Genomic DNA, 16,924 nt, shown 5'->3' with positions numbered 1-16,924 from the left:
AGTCCTCGGCGAAGGAGGAGCCCGTGGTCAGGAAAGTCACGGCGGAACTCCTGGGGACGCTGCTCCTGGTGTACTTCGGGGTGGGCGTGGCGACCCTGTCGTTCGGCTTCGGGGTCACCGGCCGGAGCTTCTCCGCCGGAGTGGTCGCGACCGCGCTGACGTTCGGCCTCGTGCTCCTCGTCCTGGTCTACGCGATCGGGCCGATCTCGGGCTGCCACGTCAACCCCGCCGTCACCCTGGGCACCCTGCTCGTCGGCCGGCTCAAGCCGCTCGACGCCGCCGGCTACTGGATCGCCCAGTTCATCGGCGGCATCCTCGGCGCGCTGCTGCTCTGGGCGACCGTCCGGGCCTCACCGCTCTACAGCAAGCCCGTGACCGGGCTCGGCACCAACGGCTGGGGCGCCGAGAGCCCGATCCGGATCAGCCTCGGCGGCGCGTTCCTCGCCGAGGTCGTCCTCACCGGGCTGTTCGTGTTCGCCGTCCTGGCGATGACGAGCAGGGCGGCCATCACCGCCGTCGCCGGCGTCGTCATCGGCCTGGCGCTCACCAGCGTCCACCTCCTCGGCATCCCGATCACCGGGACGTCGGTCAACCCGGCCCGGAGCCTCGGCCCCGCCGTCGTCACCGGCGGGACGGCCCTGCACCAGGTCTGGCTGTTCATCGTCGCCCCGCTGGTCGGCGCGGTCATCGCCGCCGCCGTCCACCTCTTCTTCCAACCGCGGGTCCCGGGCGACCCGCTGCCGGCCGAGCCCCCGCCCCCGCCGGACTCCGGCGGCCCCACCGAGCCGCCCGCGTCGGCCGCGTCGGATGCTCCGGGCTCCCCGGACGCTCCGGCCTCACCGGATGCTCCGGGCTCACCGGACCCGGCGGGCGCTTCGGGTGCGCCGGCCCGGTGAGTCGGCTCGCCGCACCGTTCAGCGAAGGTCGGTGGCGACGCCGCATTCGCGGAGGGCCGCCGCGGATCCGGGGAGCGGAGGCGAGCGGGAATCGAACCCGCCGTCCCGAGATGCTCGGGACCATCGGTTTTGAAGACCGTGAGGGCCACCAGGCGCCCGTTCGCCTCCGGCCGGGACGATACACCCGCCGCGGGCCGTCCAGGTGTCTCGGATCTGAGACGGACACGGCCGCCGGCCCCCCTGCCGCCGGCGTCCGGGATGCGATCCTGGACCGGTGAGCACCCTCATCGCGAACATCGGGGAACTGGTCACCAACGAGCCGGGCCTCGGCGAGGGCCCGCTGGAGGTGCTGCGCGACGCGGCGCTGGTGATCGAGGACGGGCGGATCGCCTGGACCGGCCCGTCGGCGGACGCGCCCATGGCCGACGACGCCTACGACGCGGCGGGACGGGCGGTGCTGCCGGGGTTCGTGGACTCGCACGCGCACCTGGTGTTCGCGGGCGAGCGCGCCGAGGAGTTCGCGGCCCGGATGAGCGGCCGGCCGTACGCCGCCGGAGGCATCCGCACCACGGTCGCCCGGACCCGCGCCGCCACCGACGGCGAGCTGCGCGCCAACCTGCGCAGCCTCGTCGCCGAGATGGCACGGCAGGGCACCACGACCGTCGAGTGCAAGTCCGGGTACGGGCTCAGCGTCGAGCAGGAGGAGCGCGCCGTGCGGATCGCGGCCGAGGCCGCCGACGAGGTGACCTTCCTCGGCGCGCACGTGGTGCCGCCCGAGTACGACGGCGACACCGCGGCGTACACGCGGCTGGTCTCCACCGGCATGCTCGCCGCGTGCGCCCCGCACGCGCGCTGGATCGACGCGTTCTGCGAGAAGGGGGCCTTCGACGAGGACCAGGCCCGCGAGGTGCTGGAGGCGGGCCGCCGCGCCGGACTGACCCCCCGCGTGCACGCCAACCAGCTGACCGCGGGGCCGGGGGTGCGGCTCGCGGTCGAGCTGGACGCCGCGTCCGCCGACCACTGCACCTTCCTCAGCGACGCCGACGTGGACGCCCTGGCGGGCTCGCGGACCGTCGCGACGCTGCTGCCGGGCGTGGAGTTCTCCACCCGCCAGCCCTACCCGGATGCGCGCCGCCTCATCGACGCGGGCGCCACGGTCGCCCTCGCGACGGACTGCAACCCCGGCTCCTGCTACAGCTCCAGCATGGCGTTCTGCATCGCGGTCGCCGTCCGCGACATGGGCATGACCCCGGCGGAGGCGGTGTGGGGCGCGACCGCCGGCGGGGCGCGCGCGCTGCGCCGCGGCGACGTCGGCCGGCTGGGGCCCGGCGCCCGCGCCGACGTGCTGGTGCTGGACGCCCCGTCGCACATCCACCTCGCCTACCGTCCCGGCGTCCCCCAGGTCGCCGCGGTCTGGAAGGCCGGCCGCCGTCAGGACGGGGCGAGGTAGCGGCCGTTCACCCGGATCAGCGGCCCGCGCCGCCGGGCGATGTAGTCGGCCGACAGGACCTCGGCGACGAACAGCATGTGGTCGCCGGCCTCGATCCGCTGCCGGGTCTCGCACTCCACCGACGCCAGGCCGTCGCCGGGGATCAGCGCGTCCGACAGCGGGCCCCGGTGGTGCGGCTCGCTCGCCAGCAGCAGCCGGGCGCTCGGCCGCCCCGCGGCGGCGAAGCGCCCCGCGAGCGCGCGCTGCTTCTCGCTCAGCACGGTCGCCGCCCACCGGTCCTGCCGGCCGAGCACCTCGCTGAGGTAGGAGTCCGATCCCACCCCGACCAGCACCATCGGCGGGGCGAGCGACACCGACATGAACGACGTCACCGTCGTGCCGAGGTCGTCGCGCCCGTCCCGGACGGTCAGCACGACCACCCCGGTCGCGAAGCCGCCGACCGCCTCGGTGAAGTCGACGGGGCGGTGGCCGGGCCCGGTGCCCGCGGCGTTCAGCGGATCTCCCAGGAGCCCGGGAGGGTGAGCGGGCCCGCGGCGGGCAGGCCGAGGCGCGCCGCGACGCCGCCGAGGGAGCCCCAGCCGTCGAACCGGGCGCTCGCGGCGGTGCGGTCCTCGCTGGACTCGGGCGGGCGGAGCCGCTCCAGCGGCGAGCTGTGCGGGTAGGACCGGACCGGCGCGTTCACCGGCAGCCCGCCCTTCTTACGGGCGAGGTCGAGGGCCAGTTCGAGGCCGCCGAGCTCGTCCACCAGGCCGCGCTCCCGCGCGTCGGCGCCGGTCCAGACCCGGCCGCGGGCCAGCTCGTGCACGCGCTCGCGGGACAGGTCGCGGCCCCGCGCCACCTTGGCGGTGAAGTCCTCGTAGATCTGGTCGAGCGAGGCGTTGACCCGCTCCCACTCCGAGTCGCTGAAGTCCTTGGTGGAGCTGAACATCCGGGCGTGCTCGCCGTCGGCGACGCTGCCGAGCCCGATGCCGACCCGCTCCAGCAGGCCGTTGACCACGGCCTTCCCGACCACCACGCCGATCGAGCCGGTGATGGTGCCGGGCTGCGCGACGATCGTGTCGGCCGCCATCGCGACGTAGTAGCCGCCGGACGCCGCCACGTCGCCCATCGACACGATGACCGGGGTGCCCGCCTCGCGGGCCAGCACCACCTCGCGCCAGATCGCGTCGGAGGCCACCGCCGACCCGCCCGGGCTGTTCACCCGGAACACGATCGCCTTGACCCGCTCGTCGCGGACGGCGGCGCGGAGCGCGGCGCCGATGGTGTCGGCGCCGATCGCGGGGCCCTGGCTCGGCAGCGGGCCACCGCGTCCGCTGCGCCCGAGCCGGATCGGGCCCTGCCCGTTGATCAGCGCGACGACGTCCTGCCGGCCGGGCTGCGGGAGCCGCTTGGCCAGCCCGTGGGTGCGGTTGTAGCGGGAGACGAACCTGAGCTGCGCCGGCTCGCCGAACTCCGCACGCAGGTCGGCGTAGACCTCGTCGCGGTAGCCGAGCCGGTCGACCAGGCCCGCCTCCAGCGCCTCGGCGGCCAGCAGCGGGCCCCGGTCGGTCAGCTCGCGGACCTTGGCCGCGGACAGCCCGCGGGCCGCGGCGATGCCGGCGGTGATCTGCTCGCCGAGGGAGGTCACCAGCCGCTGCGACGACTCCTGGTGCTCGGGCGTGTAGGTCTTCTCCATGAACGTGTTGGCCATGGTCTTGTACTCGTACCGCTTGGCGAAGCGCGGCTGGACGCCCGCCTTCTCCAGCGCGCCCGCGAAGAACGGCTCTTCGAGCGCGAGCCCGGTCAGCCCGACCTCGCCCGTCGGCTGGAGGTAGACGCGGTCGAACCCGGTGGCCAGGAAGAAGGGGACGGTGCCGTGCCCGCCCTCACCGAACGTCTCGGCCCACGCGACGGTGAGCTTGCCCGCCTCGCGCACCGCCCGGACGGCCTCGCGCAGCTCCTGCGCCCGGGCCAGGCCGATGCCGCCGGCGACCTTGACGACCAGAGCGCGCACCCGGCTGTCGGCGCGGGCGCGGCGCAGGCCCTCCAGCACGTCCCGGAGGTGGTTGCGGCGCATGGACAGGACCGCCGAGAGCGGATCGGCCGGCGGGGACTCGACCAGGCCGTCGGTGAGGTCGAGTTCCAGGATCAGCGGTGCCGTCCGCCGGTCGCGGGCCTGCTTGATGACGTTGACGACTGTGCCGGGATCCACCATGGACCAAGCCTATGCGTTCGGTGCCCGGCGGCCCCTCCACCCGGAGTCCAGCCGAGGTCCCCCTGGAGGACGAGGCCAGTGGGCGGACACCTGGTCGCGCGGCACGCCGCAGCCGGCCTGCGCGACGGGACGCCCGCGCGCGTCGCCGATCACCGCGCCGATGGCCGTCCTGGTCCGGCCGGGGCGCCCGCAGGTGCCGTGACGGTGCAGCGCAGGTGCAGGTCAGCCGGCCGGCCGGAGGGCAGGACCCGTCCTCCCGTGGCGGTCTCGGCCGAGCGATATCGTCGCCCCATGGGAGACGGGGACGGCTGGGCGCGCTGCGGCCTCGGCCACACGCACTGGGGCAGGTTCGGCGCGGCCGGCCTGCTGCTCAGCCACCACGACCCCGCCGACGGCGTGACCCGGCTGCTGCTCCAGCAGCGCGCGTGGTGGGGGCAGGGCGGCGGGACGTGGGGCATGTTCGGCGGCGGACGGCACAGCGGCGAGGACAAGATCGAGGCCGCGCTGCGCGAGACGTCCGAGGAGTGCACGCTCGACGTCGGTACCGTCCGCGTGCACGGGCTGCTCGTGGAGGATCACGGCGACTGGGACTACGCGTCGGTCATCGGCTCGGTGGACGCCCGGCCGCACGTCAAGCCCGCCTCGTTCGAGACCCGCAAGGCCGCGTGGGTGCCGGTGGACGAGGTCGGGTCGCGGCGGCTGTTCGCGCCGTTCGCCCGGACCTGGCCGGCGCTGCGCGAGGCGATGCTCAGGCTGGTTCTGGTGGTGGACGCGGCGAACGTCGTCGGGTCCCGCGCGGACGGCTGGTGGAAGGACCGGGCCGGCGCCAACGCGCGCCTGCGCGACGACCTCACCGCGCTGAAGGACGGCCTCACCGGCGTCCCGCCCGGCCTGGTCCCGTTCGACCGGACGTTCCCCGACCTGGTCCTGGTCGTGGAGGGCGCGGCCCGCGGCGTCGCGGCCGAGCCGTCGGACGCCGTGCGCGTGGTGGCCGCGCCCGGAAGCGGTGACGACCGGATCGTCGAACTGGTGTCGAGCCCCGAGCCCGGCACCGTTCACCTGGTGGTGACGGCCGACCGCGAGCTGCGGGCCCGCTGCGAGGACGCGGGCGCTGCGGTGGCCGGGCCCCGCTGGCTCACCGAACGTCTTCCGTCGCGCCGGTGACGCGGTGCCCCGCTCCGGTGAGCACCCCGGCGGCCTCGTCCCGCCGATGCTCGGGCACCAGGACGAGGTCGGCGTGGTAAGTGGAGGCGACGAACACCGGGACGCCCGCCTCACCGAGCGGCCCGACCAGCGCGGCGAGCATGCCGGGCGCGTCGAGTCCGTGTGAGGTCGCGCTGTAGAAGCCGACCCACCGTTCCGTCTCCAGGTACGGGGGCGCCTCGCGGACGACGGTCAGGCCCTCGGGGGCGCGCACCAGCGCGATCCACTCGTCGTCCTCGGGGAACGTGGCGTTCGGCAGGTGGTCCACCATGAACCGGGACGGGACGACGTTCAGGTGCTGGGCGGGGCTCATCCCGCCACCCTAGATCTTCGCCGCGCACGGGACATCGCGCCCTCCGCGCCCGACGGGCCACCGGAGCGCGACCGCACGGACGCCACGCCTTCTGCGGGGGTCGCGCCGATGCGGCGCCCGTGCGGTCACGTCTTCCTGGCCACTGCGGCCACAGGCTCGCACCGACCAAGTCTCCATTCCTGTGTCACCTCAGCGACACAGGTACCTTCCGCACCGGCAGACCCTGGCGCGCTCCATCGCCGTTCGCCGGCGGGGCCGCCCGGCCCTCGCGGGGCCCGCCTCACCGGTCGCCGCCGTCCCGGCCGGCCTGGTCGAGCAGCAGTGCGCGGAGCCCCGCCGAGTCGTCCGCGGCCACCGTCATCGCATATCCCGACTGGAGTTGGGCGTCGGTCAGATCGCCGCTGCGGGTCGCATACCACCGGCCCGCGTCGCTGCGCCAGACCAGCCAGCCCGGGAACTCGCCCTCGAGGGCGGCCTTGAGATCTTCGAAGTCGCCCATCAAGGCCGTCCTTTCCCCGAGGCGGTTCTTCTGTATACAAAAGTCTTACTCAGCCTTAGAGGTGTCAAGCTGTCCGTAAGCGGACCGTCTCCCCGCGGATAGCGCCAGGAAGGGGTTCCCGGATCTCGGGGCAGGCGGCTGTGACGAAGGGAGGTGACGCCCGTGCCGGACCGTCCCGCCTACCTGCGCATCGCCGACACGCTGCGCGGGGGGATTCGCGACGGCAGCCTCGCGCCTGGAACGCGGCTGCCGACCATCAGGGAGTTGTGCGCGGCCCACGGGGTATCGGAGATCGTCATTCGGCGGGCCGTCGCGCTGCTGCGCGGCGAGGGCCTCGTCGAGACCCGCCGCGGCGGCGGCACCGTCGTCAGGCGGGTGCCGCCGGTGCGCCGGGTCGCGATGGACCGCTACCGGGGGCTCGGCCGGCCCAGGGCCGCGCCGGAGACCACGTTCACCCGTGACCAGCGGATCGGCTGGTCCGAGTATCGCCTCGACACCGAGTTCAGCCGTGCCCGCGCCGGTCCGGAGCTGGCGGCGCTGTTCGAGCTGCCCACCGGGACCGCCCTGCTGTGCCGCCGGTTCGTCTTCCACGCCCGCGGCGAGCCCCAGCAGATCTCGGTGAACTACCTGCCGTGGGAGGTGGTCGGCGACACGCCGGTCGCCGATCCCGCGCGCGAGCCCTGGCCGGGGGGCACGCTCGCCCAGCTCGCCTTCCTCGGCCACCCCCCGACCCGGATCGAGGAGGCGGTGCGCGCCCGCATGCCGACCCCTGAAGAGGTCGCCACGCTGCGCCTCGCCGAGGGAGTGCCGGTCCTGGCCATCACCCGCCGGATGCTCTCCGGCGCGCGGGTGATGGAGGTGTGCCGCGACATCGTGCTGCCCGCCGACGGCGTCGTGCTCGACTACTCCATCGATCTGTGATGCCGCCGGCGACCCGTATGAACGGCATGTAATGGTTACCTGTAAATTGCAGTGAATTGATCCATGAAATTGATCTGGAAGGGCTGATCGGAGGGGCCCTGTGAAATGCTGTTGAAAGGTCTTCGCGTGCGCTATGTTGATGCTAGTCAGGTGCCCTCACCTCGTCCTGTCCAAGGGCGGGGAGGTGGAATTCAACGATAGGAGCGTCGCGCATGAAGAACGCGTCTGCTGCCAGGACGGTATGGCGGAAGAGTAGCTACAGTTGCGCCCCCGATGAGGGGATGTGCGTGGAGGTTGCCGCCCTGGACGGCGCCCGTGCCATCCGGGACTCCAAGGACCCGGACGGGCCGCGCATTGCGGTGTCGACTATCTCGTGGCGCGCCCTCATCCGCGCCATCAAGAGCGACAGGATGTAGGCGCCGGGCCCGGCAGGGGGTCCGGTTGAGCGCGGCGTCGCATCCCCGCCCGCGGTCAGTCCAGATCGAACAGGCCCGCCTTGATGTCGTCGAACAGTTTGCGGGTCTTCGCCACCGGCAGCACGATGGTGGTGCGGTGATGGTCCTTGCTGTCACGAATGGCGATACGGGCCCGATGAGAGGCCAGCGAGACACAGCCACTATCGGTACCGGATCGTACGCTCTTACGCCATGGGGCGTTGTCCAGCTCCGTTGCACCGGTCATCATCTCTCCCACCATTCGAGCGCGTGGCGATATTGCCCGGTGAGATGGGACGGCGATGTCCAGGGGCCGGGCCGCCTCGCGACCTCGCACCGGCCACCCTCTCTCAGACCGGGATCGGGTAGATGTCGCAGTTGGCGCGTTCGCCCCGGCGAGCGTCGGCCGTCGCGGGATGGTTGGGTCCGTGCGCTCGCCGCAGATTGTCGATGGCCTGCGCCAGCCGGTCCTCCGACTCTCGGCCGTCGCCCGTGGCGCGCAGGTCGAGTGCGAGGTTGAGCGCGCACGCCAGGGCGGTGGGATGCTCGGGGCCGAGCACTCGCCGGGCGCGTTCCAACGTCTCCCGGTTCCGGCGCAGCGACTCCTCGGCATTTTCGAGCGCGGCATGGTCGCTGGCGAGGTTGATCGAGCAGACAATACTGCGCGGATGATCATGCCCGAGCACCCGGCTCAGGACTTCCAGTGCGCCTTCGTCGAGCCTGCGGGCCTCGTCGACCTGCCCGTTCAGGCGCAACGCGACGGCCAGGTTGATGTCTGCGGTCGGCGTGTTGGGATGGTCGCTGCCAAACATTTTGTCATAGTCGCGCGCGGTCTGGCGGGCCAGCCCGATCGAGTCGAGCAGCTTGCCGCACTGGCGAAGGTTGACCGCATGGTTCTGGGTGGCGGAGATGGAGCGAGGGTGGAACCGACCGTAGCGGCTCTCGTAGCGTGCGACCGCGTCGGTGGACAGTTCCAGCGCCCGTTCGTGGTCTCCTGCCTTGCGCTCCATCACCGCCAGGTCACTAAGGCTCTCGGTGAGTCCGGCGAAGCCGATGCCGAAGGTCTCCTCCATGCGACGCACGTTCTGCCGGGTCAGCTTGCGGGCTTCCTCGTAATCACCGCACTCCATCTCGTCGACGGCGATAGCCGAGAGTGAGGCCAGCGTCTTGATGTGCCGCTCGCCGAGGACGGTCAGCAGCCGCGTATAGGTTTGCCGGTCGAGTTCGCGGGCCGCCTTGGCATCGCCGCTGAGGCGGAGGTCGATGGCGTAGAAGTGCGCCTGAAGGAGCGTTGTTGGATCGTTGTTGCCGAACTTGCGGACGAGCGTGTTGAAGGCCAGTTTGTCGATCTCCAAGGCCCTTTGGAAGTGGCCGAGGTAGCGCAGGTCGGCGGAGACGAAGACTTGGGCTTCCAGGGTCCGCTCGTCCTCGGTGCCGAGTGCCGCCTCACGGATGTCGCTGACCCGGACGTGGCACTGGTGAGCTTCTTCGAAACGTCCGCTGAGCCGCAGTGCGCGGCCGAGTTGAATGGACGCGGTCAGGGTCTGCTCGTCGTCCTCGCCGAGCATCTGCGTCCACTCGCGGACCGTAGCCTCGGCCATGGCGAGGAAGCTGCGGTCGTCGCCCCAGTGGTAGAGGAACTGGAGTTCGTTCAGCACCAGTTGGCGGGTCCAGCGGTCGTTGGACCGCACGATCCCCGAGTAGAGGATGTGCGGCAGCAGGTCGGCGTAGCGCTGCCAGTTCTCCGGCAGGGCCGGGTCCTCGGGGTCGAACTTGGCCATCAGCTGGTGCCCGCAGGAGCGCAGCAGGTCGGCCTCGTCCGGGTCGAGCCGGCCGACCAGGACGCGCTGCACCAGCCGGTGCAGCATGATCGTGTTGTCCTTGTGGCTGATCTTGGCCAGGGCGTACTGGTTGATGGCGCGGATGGCGCGGCCCAGCCGCACCGGGTCGCCGAGCGCCGCGACCAGCTCGGGCGGGCCATCGACGTTCCGGGCACCCGACAGCAGGCGCAGCGAAATGGGCTCGGGCGCGAAGAACGCGCACACCTGGAGGAGCTGGAGGGCCGCCGGGTCGGTGGTGCGCAGCCGGTCGAGGGAGACGTTCCAGGCCGCGGCGACCGGCAGCTCGTAGGCCATCGGGGCCGCGTCGTGCAGGAGCTCGGCGGCCTTGTCGTGGTTCTCCCGGAACAGGTGCAGGTACTCGTCGACCGGCATCCCGGTCTCGGCCAGCCAGACCGCGGCCTGCTCGATCGCGAGCGGCAGGTCGCCGAGCACCTCGGCCAGCTCGTCGGCCTCCTCGTCCTGCAGCTCGGGGCCGCGCAGCCGGAGCAGCGCCTGGCTCTCCGCGCGGTCGAAGACGTCGACCTCCAGCGAGCCGGCGACCTTGGTCCAGGCGTGGTTGCGCGAGGTGACCAGGATCTTGCCGGGGCCGTTGGTCGGGAAGAACTCGCGGACGTCCTCCAGCTCTTCGGCGTTGTCGAAGATCAGCAGCCAGTTCCGGTAGGGACGGCCGAGCCGGAGCGCCTCGCGGACCGCGGGCACCGCGACGTTGACCTCCTTGCTGGTCGGCAGGCCGAGCTCGCCGGCGAGCTCGGCGAGGTCCTGCTGGATCTGGCCGGTCCGCTCCGACCGGATCCACCAGATCAGGTCATAGTCCGCCAAATGGCGATATACATATTCGATGGCGATCTGCGATTTCCCCACGCCGCCCATGCCGTGCAGCGTCTCGGGGAGGACCGCGGTGGTGCCGTGCGAGAGCCGCTCGTGCAACTGCTCGAGCAGCTCATCGCGGCCGGTGAAGTTGATGTTCTGCGGCGGCACGTTTCCCCAGACCGGAGGCGGGTCGGAGGGGAGTCGTCCGGTCACTTGGGGAATGGATCTAATTGTCACACCGACTCCAGGAAGGTGGGGATTTTGGGGTTCTTCGATAGGAGTGGAGACTTCCTGGGTGGTGATATTCACGCTCTTCATGGAACTGTTCCTACCCGGATGTCCCGCGATCACTTCGTCGAGGTCGTGGGCCAGCCGCCGGTACGGGCCGTCCAGGGCCCGGAACGCCTGCGCGGCCGGACGTGCGAACGCGGTCAGCCCGGCGGTCAGCGCCGGAGCCCGCGCGGTCTCGGGCTCGGACACCATCTCGGCCAGCGAGCCGAGCCCCTCGACCCGGTCGCCGAGCTGGTCCGCCACGGTCAGCAGCACCCGCGCGGTCTCGGACCGGCGCCCGCCGGCGAGCAGCTCGGCCCGGACACCCGGCGCGAAGTCGAAGACCGCCTCCTCCGGCCTCTCGGCGTCCGGCCCCCGCTCGGGCCCGACCCGGTGGAGCAGGCCGCTCCCGGTCAGCTCGACGAGGTCGGACGGCCGTGACTCCGGCAGCATCTCCTGCTGGACGAGCCGCATCACCGGGGTGTTGAGCGGCACCGCGGCCAGATGGACCGCCAGCCGGTAGACCGTCGGGCTCACCGCCGCGCGGAACCGGCGGACCAGCTCGGACGCGGACGGCGGCGGGCGCTGCTCGTCCGGCGCCGGCGCCGGCCACGGGTCGGCGGCCGGGGCGTCCGGGTCGGGGGCGCAGGCGGTGACGGTGCCGTACCAGCTGCTCCGCGACGCGGTCACGAACCGCGCCCACGTGGCGACCTGGCCGGGTTCGAGCTCGATCGTCGGGACGAGCACCCGCCCCTCGTCCGGATCGGGGCCCGGCACCCGGGCCCGCGCGGGCCCGGCGGGCGTCGTGGCGGCCGGAGCGGTGGGCGTCGCGGCGGTCGGCGCGGCGGTCGGCGAGGCGGGGCGCCGCGCGCGGTAGAGCCGGTTGGCGGTCACCGGGCCCGGGGCGAACAACCGGGCCGGGGCGCCGGGGACCGCGGTGCGCCGCCACTGCCGCCGGGACAGCAGGTTGATCAGGACGAGCGGCGCGTGCCGTCCCCACTCGGCGAGCGCCCGCTGCGCGGCGCCGGAGTGCCACGCGTCACCGGTCCCGTCGGACAGCACCAGGACGATCCGCCGGCCGCCCCGCGGGCCCGAGGCGAGGCCGGACGGCCGCCGGGCCGGCGCGAGCGGGCCGGTGCCGCGCAGCGTCAGCCCGTCGAAGCCCGGAGCGCCGGTGCCGAGCAGGTGCACCTGGACGGTGCGGAACGCGCCGACCGTGCCGAGGACGTCGATGAACTGGTCGCTGACCTGCCGGGTGAGCGCCGCCAGCGGGCCGTCGTCGACGACCACGTCGAGGTCGAGCCAGCGTTCGGCGGCGGGCCTGCACTGGATCAGCCACAGCCCGTCCTCGGCGGCGCGTTCGGCGGTCGCCTCGTCGTCGAGCTCGAGCTCTCCCGTGCGCGAGTCGGCGGTGCGCTTGAAGGGGCGCAGGGCCTTCTCGAAGCGCCGCCTGTCCAGCAACGGCCGCACTCCCGCGTGGGGCCCGCCGCGTTGGACGAGCCGGCGGGACGTGACCGTCCCGCCGCCGTGCCCCGAGGGGGCGTTCCCGTTCCGCTGGAGGCGCGGCGACTCGGCGCGGAGGTCCGGGCTCGGGTCCGGATCCAGGTCCGCGGCCGGGGTCGAGGCGGTGTCCGCGACGGGCGGGACGGCCGGATGCCCTTCGGCGGGCTCGCCCGGGGGAGCCGTCCGCCGGTCGTCGTCTGGACCGCTCCCGTTCGACCGATGCTCTGGCCGCGCGTCAGGCCCGGTGGAGGTGCCGGCGCCGTTGGCCGCGCGGGTCGTGGCCGCGATGTGCGCGGCCAGCCAGATCGCGTCGGACACCTCGTACCAGACGGGTACGCCGCCCGGTGCGGCCGGGCGTTTGCCGGACCGGGGAGTGCCGCCGCTCCGCTCGCTCACTCGGCCGCCTCGGGGTTCAGCCGCTGCCAGAGGAAGTCGAGAAGCCGCTCCCAGCCGTCAGCGGGTTGCCGTCCTCCCGCCCCGGCCAGGTAAACGGCGTTGAGGAGCTGGTCGGCGGCGAGCCCACGCCCGCCGCGGTGGTCGAGGAAGTCGCGGATCAGGCGCCGGGTGCGCTCGTCGGAGCGCTCGGCGAAATGGGAGGCCACGATGTCGGCCAGCCGCGCCTCGCCCGGGTCCTTCATGGAGAACCGGAGGCAGCGCCGCAGGAAGGCCGGCGGGAACTCGCGCTCGCCGTTGCTGGTGATGACGATGACGGGGAAGGCGCGGCAGCGCACCTGGCCGCCGACGATGTCGGCCATCAGGTCGGGGTCGGCGGTGTGCACCCTGACCACGGGCTCCCGCGCGCTCATCCGGTTCAGCTCGGTGACGCGGTACTCGCCCTCCTCGAACACGTCGAGGAGGTCGTTGGGCAGGTCGATGTCGCTCTTGTCGAGCTCGTCGATCAGCAGCACCCGGGGCGCCGAGAACGGCAGGAGGGCGGTGCCGAGCGGGCCGAGCCGCAGGTAGTGGCCGATCCCGGAGTCCGACAGCGCGTCCGGGACGTCCCCGCTCCCCGCCGCGCCCGAGCCGGACGGGTCGTGCGAGCCGGGGCCGGGGCCGGGGGAGTGGCGGGTCGTGGCGGCGTCCTGGGCGCGGCCGATCGCGTCGTACTCGTACAGGCCGGCCCGAAGAGTGCTGCGGCTGCTGATCGGCCACCGCAGCACTCCGCCGAGGCCGAGCTCGCGGGCGATCCGGTAGGCGAGGCTGGACTTGCCGACGCCCGGCTCGCCGGTGATCAGCAGCGGGCGGCGCAGCAGCAGGGCCGCGTTGACGGCGTCGACCTCGTCGCGATCGGGCACCCGCGCCCTCCCGGCCGTGACCGGCCCGAGCCTGCGCGCGAAGTCGCGCTCGTCGCCGGGGGGCGGTGGCAGGGGTGGCCCGCCGTCGAAATCCCGCCAGGGGGGAGGGGCGGGGAGAAGGCGCGCGAGCTCGCCCTGGGGAAGGGGATGCCCGGTGCCCCGATATATCCACCATGCCGGAATGTGATCCCCATGGTCGGAGGAAGGGGCCCTGGGCATTTCGTCACCGGCCATCGGTGAGGTCCCTTCGACGGGATCTTTATAGTGCGTCCACGGCCGCGCTTAAAGCGCGGCGCGGCCTCGCATCCTCATCGGAGGATGCTCTGCCGGATGGCATAGCGCAAGCCGTCGCGCTATATGGGGCTCCACCTATATGTCGTTTGTGATGGAGCGAATCGGCGACCTGCCCGTCCTGTCGACCGGCCCGTCTTACCGACCTGCCGGGTTTTACTGGGGGGCGCGCAGCGGGTCGGCCTCGTCCAGGAAGTGACCGGGGTCGTCCCAGAGCAGCGCGACGCGCGGGTTGGGGTGGGAGACCGCTCCGCCGGCGCCCGCCAAGCGCCCGCGCATCCGCTTGATGTCGCCGGGGAGCCCCCTGAGATCGGGCCGCCCGACGACATGGTGCAGTGCATCCCGGGCCTCCTGCGGCGGATCGCTCTCGCGATGCCACACCACCACGGGGACGCCCGCGCGCACCGCCATCCACAGCTCCTCCCGGCCGTGCTCGTCGTCCGGGGGGCCGCTGAGCACGCAGGCGACCGCCCCCTCGTCGCTCAGCAGCCGGTCGCTCAGCCGCTCCACGTCGGCGTCCGCCTCGGCCCAGTGCGTCGAGCACCGGGCCGCCTCGACCAGGACCTGCCACCGGCGCCGCCACGCCCGGTGAAGGGTGCGCGTCCGGAGCCGCTCCCGGCTGCGGATGAGGATCTCGTACTCGGCGCCGAGCGGCCTCGGGTGCGGCGTGTCCGAGGGATCGCGGGTCCACTGGTCCAGGTCCAGGTTGATCAGTTCGAGCGGCAGCACGAACTCCAGGCTCAGGGCGTCGTCGAGCTGGTAGGCCCAGTCGCTCTCGGCCTCCCGGATCAGCTCGCCTACCTGGGCGGGGACCTCGCTGAGCGGGACCAGCCGGTCCTCGCCGGGCTCCGGCCGCCATTCGAGCGGATGCACCTGCCGCCAGTGCGAGAGCCGGCACATCGGGCGGTGCTCGTCCGGGCCGGGGAGCGGGTCCAGCTGGATGATGAGGTAGATCGGCTTGTCGGCGTCGGGGGAGAGCTGCTCGGACCGGTCCCGCAGCCCCTCCAGATGGTCGGCCTCGGCGACCGCCCCGTCCTCGCGGAGCCGCTGGATCCGCGCCGCCAGCCAGTCGCGGAGGTGCTTGTGGCGCCAGCGCTCCTTCTCGGTCCGCTGCCACGTCCCCGTCGTCTGGAGCAGCATCGCGACGAAGACCAGGTGCGGGGAGCCGCGGTCCGGCAGGGTGTTGTGGTCGAGCAGCGCGTAGAAGGCGTCCCACGCGTCGGTGAGCCGGTGGTGGCCCGAGCTGTCGGACGTGCCGCCGGCGGCGTGGTAGAGCCGGGCGAGCGAGGGGACCCGCCAGCCCGCCAGGAGCGTTCTGATCTGCGTCTCGTCGGCCGGCTCCAGGTGCTCCTGGGCGGGGCTGATCTGGCGGCGCAGTTCGGAGACCGCGACGGTCCGGCCCGCGATGTGCTCCACGGCCTCCATCAGGTGCGCGAGCCCGTCCGGCAGGGCGCAGCAGGCGCTCACGAGGTGGACGTAGTAGGCCAGCGGGTGCGGCTCGTCGGAGAAGATCACCTTCGCCCCGACCCGCTCCTCGACGTGCGCGACGATGACCGACCGCAGGGACGCGTCCCGTAGCTGGGGCACGCCCAGCAGCAGCTCGGCGATCTCCAAGGTGGTGCGCCCCGGACGCGCGGGCCGCACGACGCGCCCCACCGTTCCGCGTGACGGCGGCACCAGCGCGGAAAAGCCACCCTCGTCATCGGCCATGCTTCCTCCGGGTCCTCGTAACCCCCGATCACCAAAGTAGATCCTCGGAGTGAGGCCGTTCTGCGTCCGAGGTCACAGAATCGGAACGGGATGATCGGGCGCCGCCGGCGGCCGTGCCGCGTCCCCTTGCGGGGGCGCGGTGCCGGGGTGGAGAGTGGGGGAAACTCACGGGAAGCAGCAGCCCCATGGACAAGGACGCGGAAGACGGGCGGAACGGCTGGGCCCCCTCCGGGCAGTGCACCGTGTTCGCCTGCGACATCATCAGTTTCGCCAGCCGTCCCGACAGCGTGCAGCGCCATCTCCGCACCGTTCTGTACGACCTCCTCGAACGGTCGTTCACGGCGTCCGGCCTGCCTTTCTCGGAATTCCACCGCGAGGACCGCGGCGACGGGCTCATCGCCGTCCTGCGCCCGGGGCACGACGGCGCGCGCCTGGTCCACCCGCTGCCCGACCACCTCAGGGCCGAGCTCCGCCGCTCCAACGAGCTGGCGAAGGAGATCGCGCAGATCCGGCTGCGGGTCGCGCTGCACCTCGGCCGGATGGACTCCGACGCGAACGGGATCGTCGGCGACACCGTCAACCACGTCAGCCGGCTCCTGGACGCCCCGTCCTTCAAGCTGGCCCTCGCCGGCACCGCGGACGTCCTCGGGGTGCTCGCCTCCGACGAGTTCTACCGCTCGGTGATCAAGGAGGGGGACGGGGCGATCGACCCCACCGAGTACGGCCCCCTCGACGTCCGGCTCAAGGAGACCCGGACCACCGCCTGGCTCAGCATCCGCGGCGCCGCCCGGGACCGGCGGCCGGCCCCGGGTCCGGGACCCCAGTCCCAGCCCCCGCCCGATCCGGAGCCGGAGCGCTCGCCCGACCCTCCGCCGGAGCCCGGCGGCACGCTCTCGCCCTCGCCCGCCGGGTTCGCCGCGCCGTCCGCGCCGCCAGGGATGCCGTCCGGGACGCCGCGCGGGCCCTCGCAGGACGATCCGGCGACGCCCCGGCCCGTGGGGCCGGCCCTTCCGGCGGTGTTCGAGATCGTGGCGCGGCTGATGGACATCTCGCTGATGACCTCGCCGGAGGGCCGGCAGCAGGTCATCGCGTCCCTGCGCCCGGAGATCGCGGTCCGCATCCCGCGCCGTCCGCAGCCGCACCTGGACGCGCACTCGATCGTCAGCACGTGCCTGGAGTTCCAGGACGGCCTGGAGGAGTTCCTCGCGATCGTGCGCGCCTACGCGGGCGACTCGGCCCAGATGCGGGCGCTCGACGCCACCATCGCCAGGCTCACCGGAGGTCCCTCCTGACC

General features: G+C 73.1%; 14 protein-coding genes and 1 tRNA gene. 6 read left to right on the top strand and 9 right to left on the bottom strand.

Going from position 1 to position 16,924, the window contains the following annotated elements; translation table 11 throughout:
• Positions 1-23: 23 nt before the first annotated feature.
• The gene (locus tag QP090_RS06450; protein ID WP_285937566.1) at positions 24-896 is read left to right on the top strand and encodes an MIP/aquaporin family protein; all 873 of its coding nucleotides are present in this window, start codon (positions 24-26) and stop codon (positions 894-896) included.
• A 75-nt stretch (positions 897-971) separates the two neighbouring features.
• On the opposite strand, the gene QP090_RS06445 is transcribed toward QP090_RS06450, so the two are convergent.
• Positions 972-1,064 (bottom strand) — tRNA-Sec (locus QP090_RS06445).
• A 106-nt stretch (positions 1,065-1,170) separates the two neighbouring features.
• Here QP090_RS06445 and hutI point away from each other — a divergent pair.
• Positions 1,171-2,346 carry an imidazolonepropionase gene (hutI, locus tag QP090_RS06440; protein ID WP_285937565.1) on the top strand — a complete coding sequence of 392 codons (1,176 nt, stop codon included), beginning with the start codon at positions 1,171-1,173 and terminating at the stop codon, positions 2,344-2,346.
• Here the strand turns inward: hutI and QP090_RS06435 are convergent.
• Both QP090_RS06435 and sppA read right to left on the bottom strand, forming a co-directional pair.
• Entirely contained in the window at positions 2,328-2,759 is a 432-nt protein-coding gene (locus QP090_RS06435; protein ID WP_329519812.1) for a flavin reductase family protein, read from the bottom strand. The genes hutI and QP090_RS06435 overlap by 19 nt on opposite strands.
• A gap of 77 nt (positions 2,760-2,836) precedes the next feature.
• A complete protein-coding gene (sppA, locus tag QP090_RS06430; protein ID WP_285937562.1) occupies positions 2,837-4,540 on the bottom strand; it encodes a signal peptide peptidase SppA in 1,704 nt (567 codons plus the stop codon).
• Positions 4,541-4,831: 291 nt separating this feature from the next.
• Between sppA and QP090_RS06425 the strand changes: the two genes are divergently transcribed.
• Positions 4,832-5,704, top strand: a complete 873-nt coding sequence (locus QP090_RS06425) for an NUDIX hydrolase (protein ID WP_285937561.1) — start codon at positions 4,832-4,834, stop codon at positions 5,702-5,704.
• Here the strand turns inward: QP090_RS06425 and QP090_RS06420 are convergent.
• Together QP090_RS06420 and QP090_RS06415 are read right to left on the bottom strand one after the other, a co-directional pair.
• Positions 5,676-6,056: an ACT domain-containing protein gene (locus QP090_RS06420; RefSeq protein ID WP_285937560.1), complete on the bottom strand. Its 381-nt coding sequence runs from the start codon at positions 6,054-6,056 to the stop codon at positions 5,676-5,678. The two genes, QP090_RS06425 and QP090_RS06420, sit on opposite strands and share 29 nt — an antisense overlap.
• A gap of 280 nt (positions 6,057-6,336) precedes the next feature.
• A complete protein-coding gene (locus QP090_RS06415) occupies positions 6,337-6,555 on the bottom strand; it encodes a hypothetical protein (protein WP_285937559.1) in 219 nt (72 codons plus the stop codon).
• Between the two features lie 162 nt (positions 6,556-6,717).
• Here QP090_RS06415 and QP090_RS06410 point away from each other — a divergent pair, with 162 nt between their 5' ends.
• Positions 6,718-7,476 carry a GntR family transcriptional regulator gene (locus QP090_RS06410; RefSeq protein WP_285937558.1) on the top strand — a complete coding sequence of 253 codons (759 nt, stop codon included), beginning with the start codon at positions 6,718-6,720 and terminating at the stop codon, positions 7,474-7,476.
• 212 nt (positions 7,477-7,688) lie between these two features.
• Positions 7,689-7,892 carry a DUF397 domain-containing protein gene (locus QP090_RS06405; RefSeq protein ID WP_285937557.1) on the top strand — a complete coding sequence of 68 codons (204 nt, stop codon included), beginning with the start codon at positions 7,689-7,691 and terminating at the stop codon, positions 7,890-7,892.
• A gap of 55 nt (positions 7,893-7,947) precedes the next feature.
• Here QP090_RS06405 and QP090_RS06400 read toward each other — a convergent pair whose 3' ends face one another.
• From QP090_RS06400 to QP090_RS06385, 4 genes are all read right to left on the bottom strand, one after another.
• On the bottom strand, positions 7,948-8,160 hold the full coding sequence (locus QP090_RS06400) for a DUF397 domain-containing protein (protein WP_285937556.1): 213 nt from the start codon (positions 8,158-8,160) through the stop codon (positions 7,948-7,950).
• Positions 8,161-8,260: 100 nt separating this feature from the next.
• Positions 8,261-12,730 carry an FxSxx-COOH system tetratricopeptide repeat protein gene (fxsT, locus tag QP090_RS06395; protein WP_285937555.1) on the bottom strand — a complete coding sequence of 1,490 codons (4,470 nt, stop codon included), beginning with the start codon at positions 12,728-12,730 and terminating at the stop codon, positions 8,261-8,263.
• Positions 12,727-13,629, bottom strand: a complete 903-nt coding sequence (locus QP090_RS06390) for an AAA family ATPase (RefSeq protein ID WP_285937554.1) — start codon at positions 13,627-13,629, stop codon at positions 12,727-12,729. The genes fxsT and QP090_RS06390 overlap by 4 nt, the downstream gene beginning before the upstream one ends.
• A gap of 447 nt (positions 13,630-14,076) precedes the next feature.
• Entirely contained in the window at positions 14,077-15,630 is a 1,554-nt protein-coding gene (locus tag QP090_RS06385; protein ID WP_285937553.1) for a VMAP-C domain-containing protein, read from the bottom strand.
• Between the two features lie 185 nt (positions 15,631-15,815).
• Between QP090_RS06385 and QP090_RS06380 the strand changes: the two genes are divergently transcribed.
• The gene (locus tag QP090_RS06380; protein ID WP_285937552.1) at positions 15,816-16,922 is read left to right on the top strand and encodes an effector-associated domain 2-containing protein; all 1,107 of its coding nucleotides are present in this window, start codon (positions 15,816-15,818) and stop codon (positions 16,920-16,922) included.
• Positions 16,923-16,924 lie beyond the last annotated feature (2 nt).

This window comes from Actinomadura xylanilytica (assembly GCF_030283145.1).
GTDB lineage: Bacteria > Actinomycetota > Actinomycetes > Streptosporangiales > Streptosporangiaceae > Spirillospora > Spirillospora xylanilytica.
The sequence above is the reverse complement of the archived record's forward strand: the minus strand, read 5'-3'. Positions and strand labels throughout refer to the sequence as shown.

Bases quoted from the DNA above. Each gene is read 5' to 3' on its own strand.
- sppA (WP_285937562.1), bottom strand. From the start codon at position 4,540: ATGGTGGATCCCGGCACAGTCGTCAACGTCATCAAGCAGGCCCGCGAC.
- QP090_RS06425 (WP_285937561.1), top strand. From the start codon at position 4,832: ATGGGAGACGGGGACGGCTGGGCGCGCTGCGGCCTCGGCCACACGCAC.
- QP090_RS06420 (WP_285937560.1), bottom strand. From the start codon at position 6,056: ATGAGCCCCGCCCAGCACCTGAACGTCGTCCCGTCCCGGTTCATGGTG.
- QP090_RS06415 (WP_285937559.1), bottom strand. From the start codon at position 6,555: ATGGGCGACTTCGAAGATCTCAAGGCCGCCCTCGAGGGCGAGTTCCCG.
- QP090_RS06405 (WP_285937557.1), top strand. From the start codon at position 7,689: ATGAAGAACGCGTCTGCTGCCAGGACGGTATGGCGGAAGAGTAGCTAC.
- QP090_RS06400 (WP_285937556.1), bottom strand. From the start codon at position 8,160: ATGATGACCGGTGCAACGGAGCTGGACAACGCCCCATGGCGTAAGAGC.
- QP090_RS06385 (WP_285937553.1), bottom strand. From the start codon at position 15,630: ATGGCCGATGACGAGGGTGGCTTTTCCGCGCTGGTGCCGCCGTCACGC.
- QP090_RS06380 (WP_285937552.1), top strand. From the start codon at position 15,816: ATGGACAAGGACGCGGAAGACGGGCGGAACGGCTGGGCCCCCTCCGGG.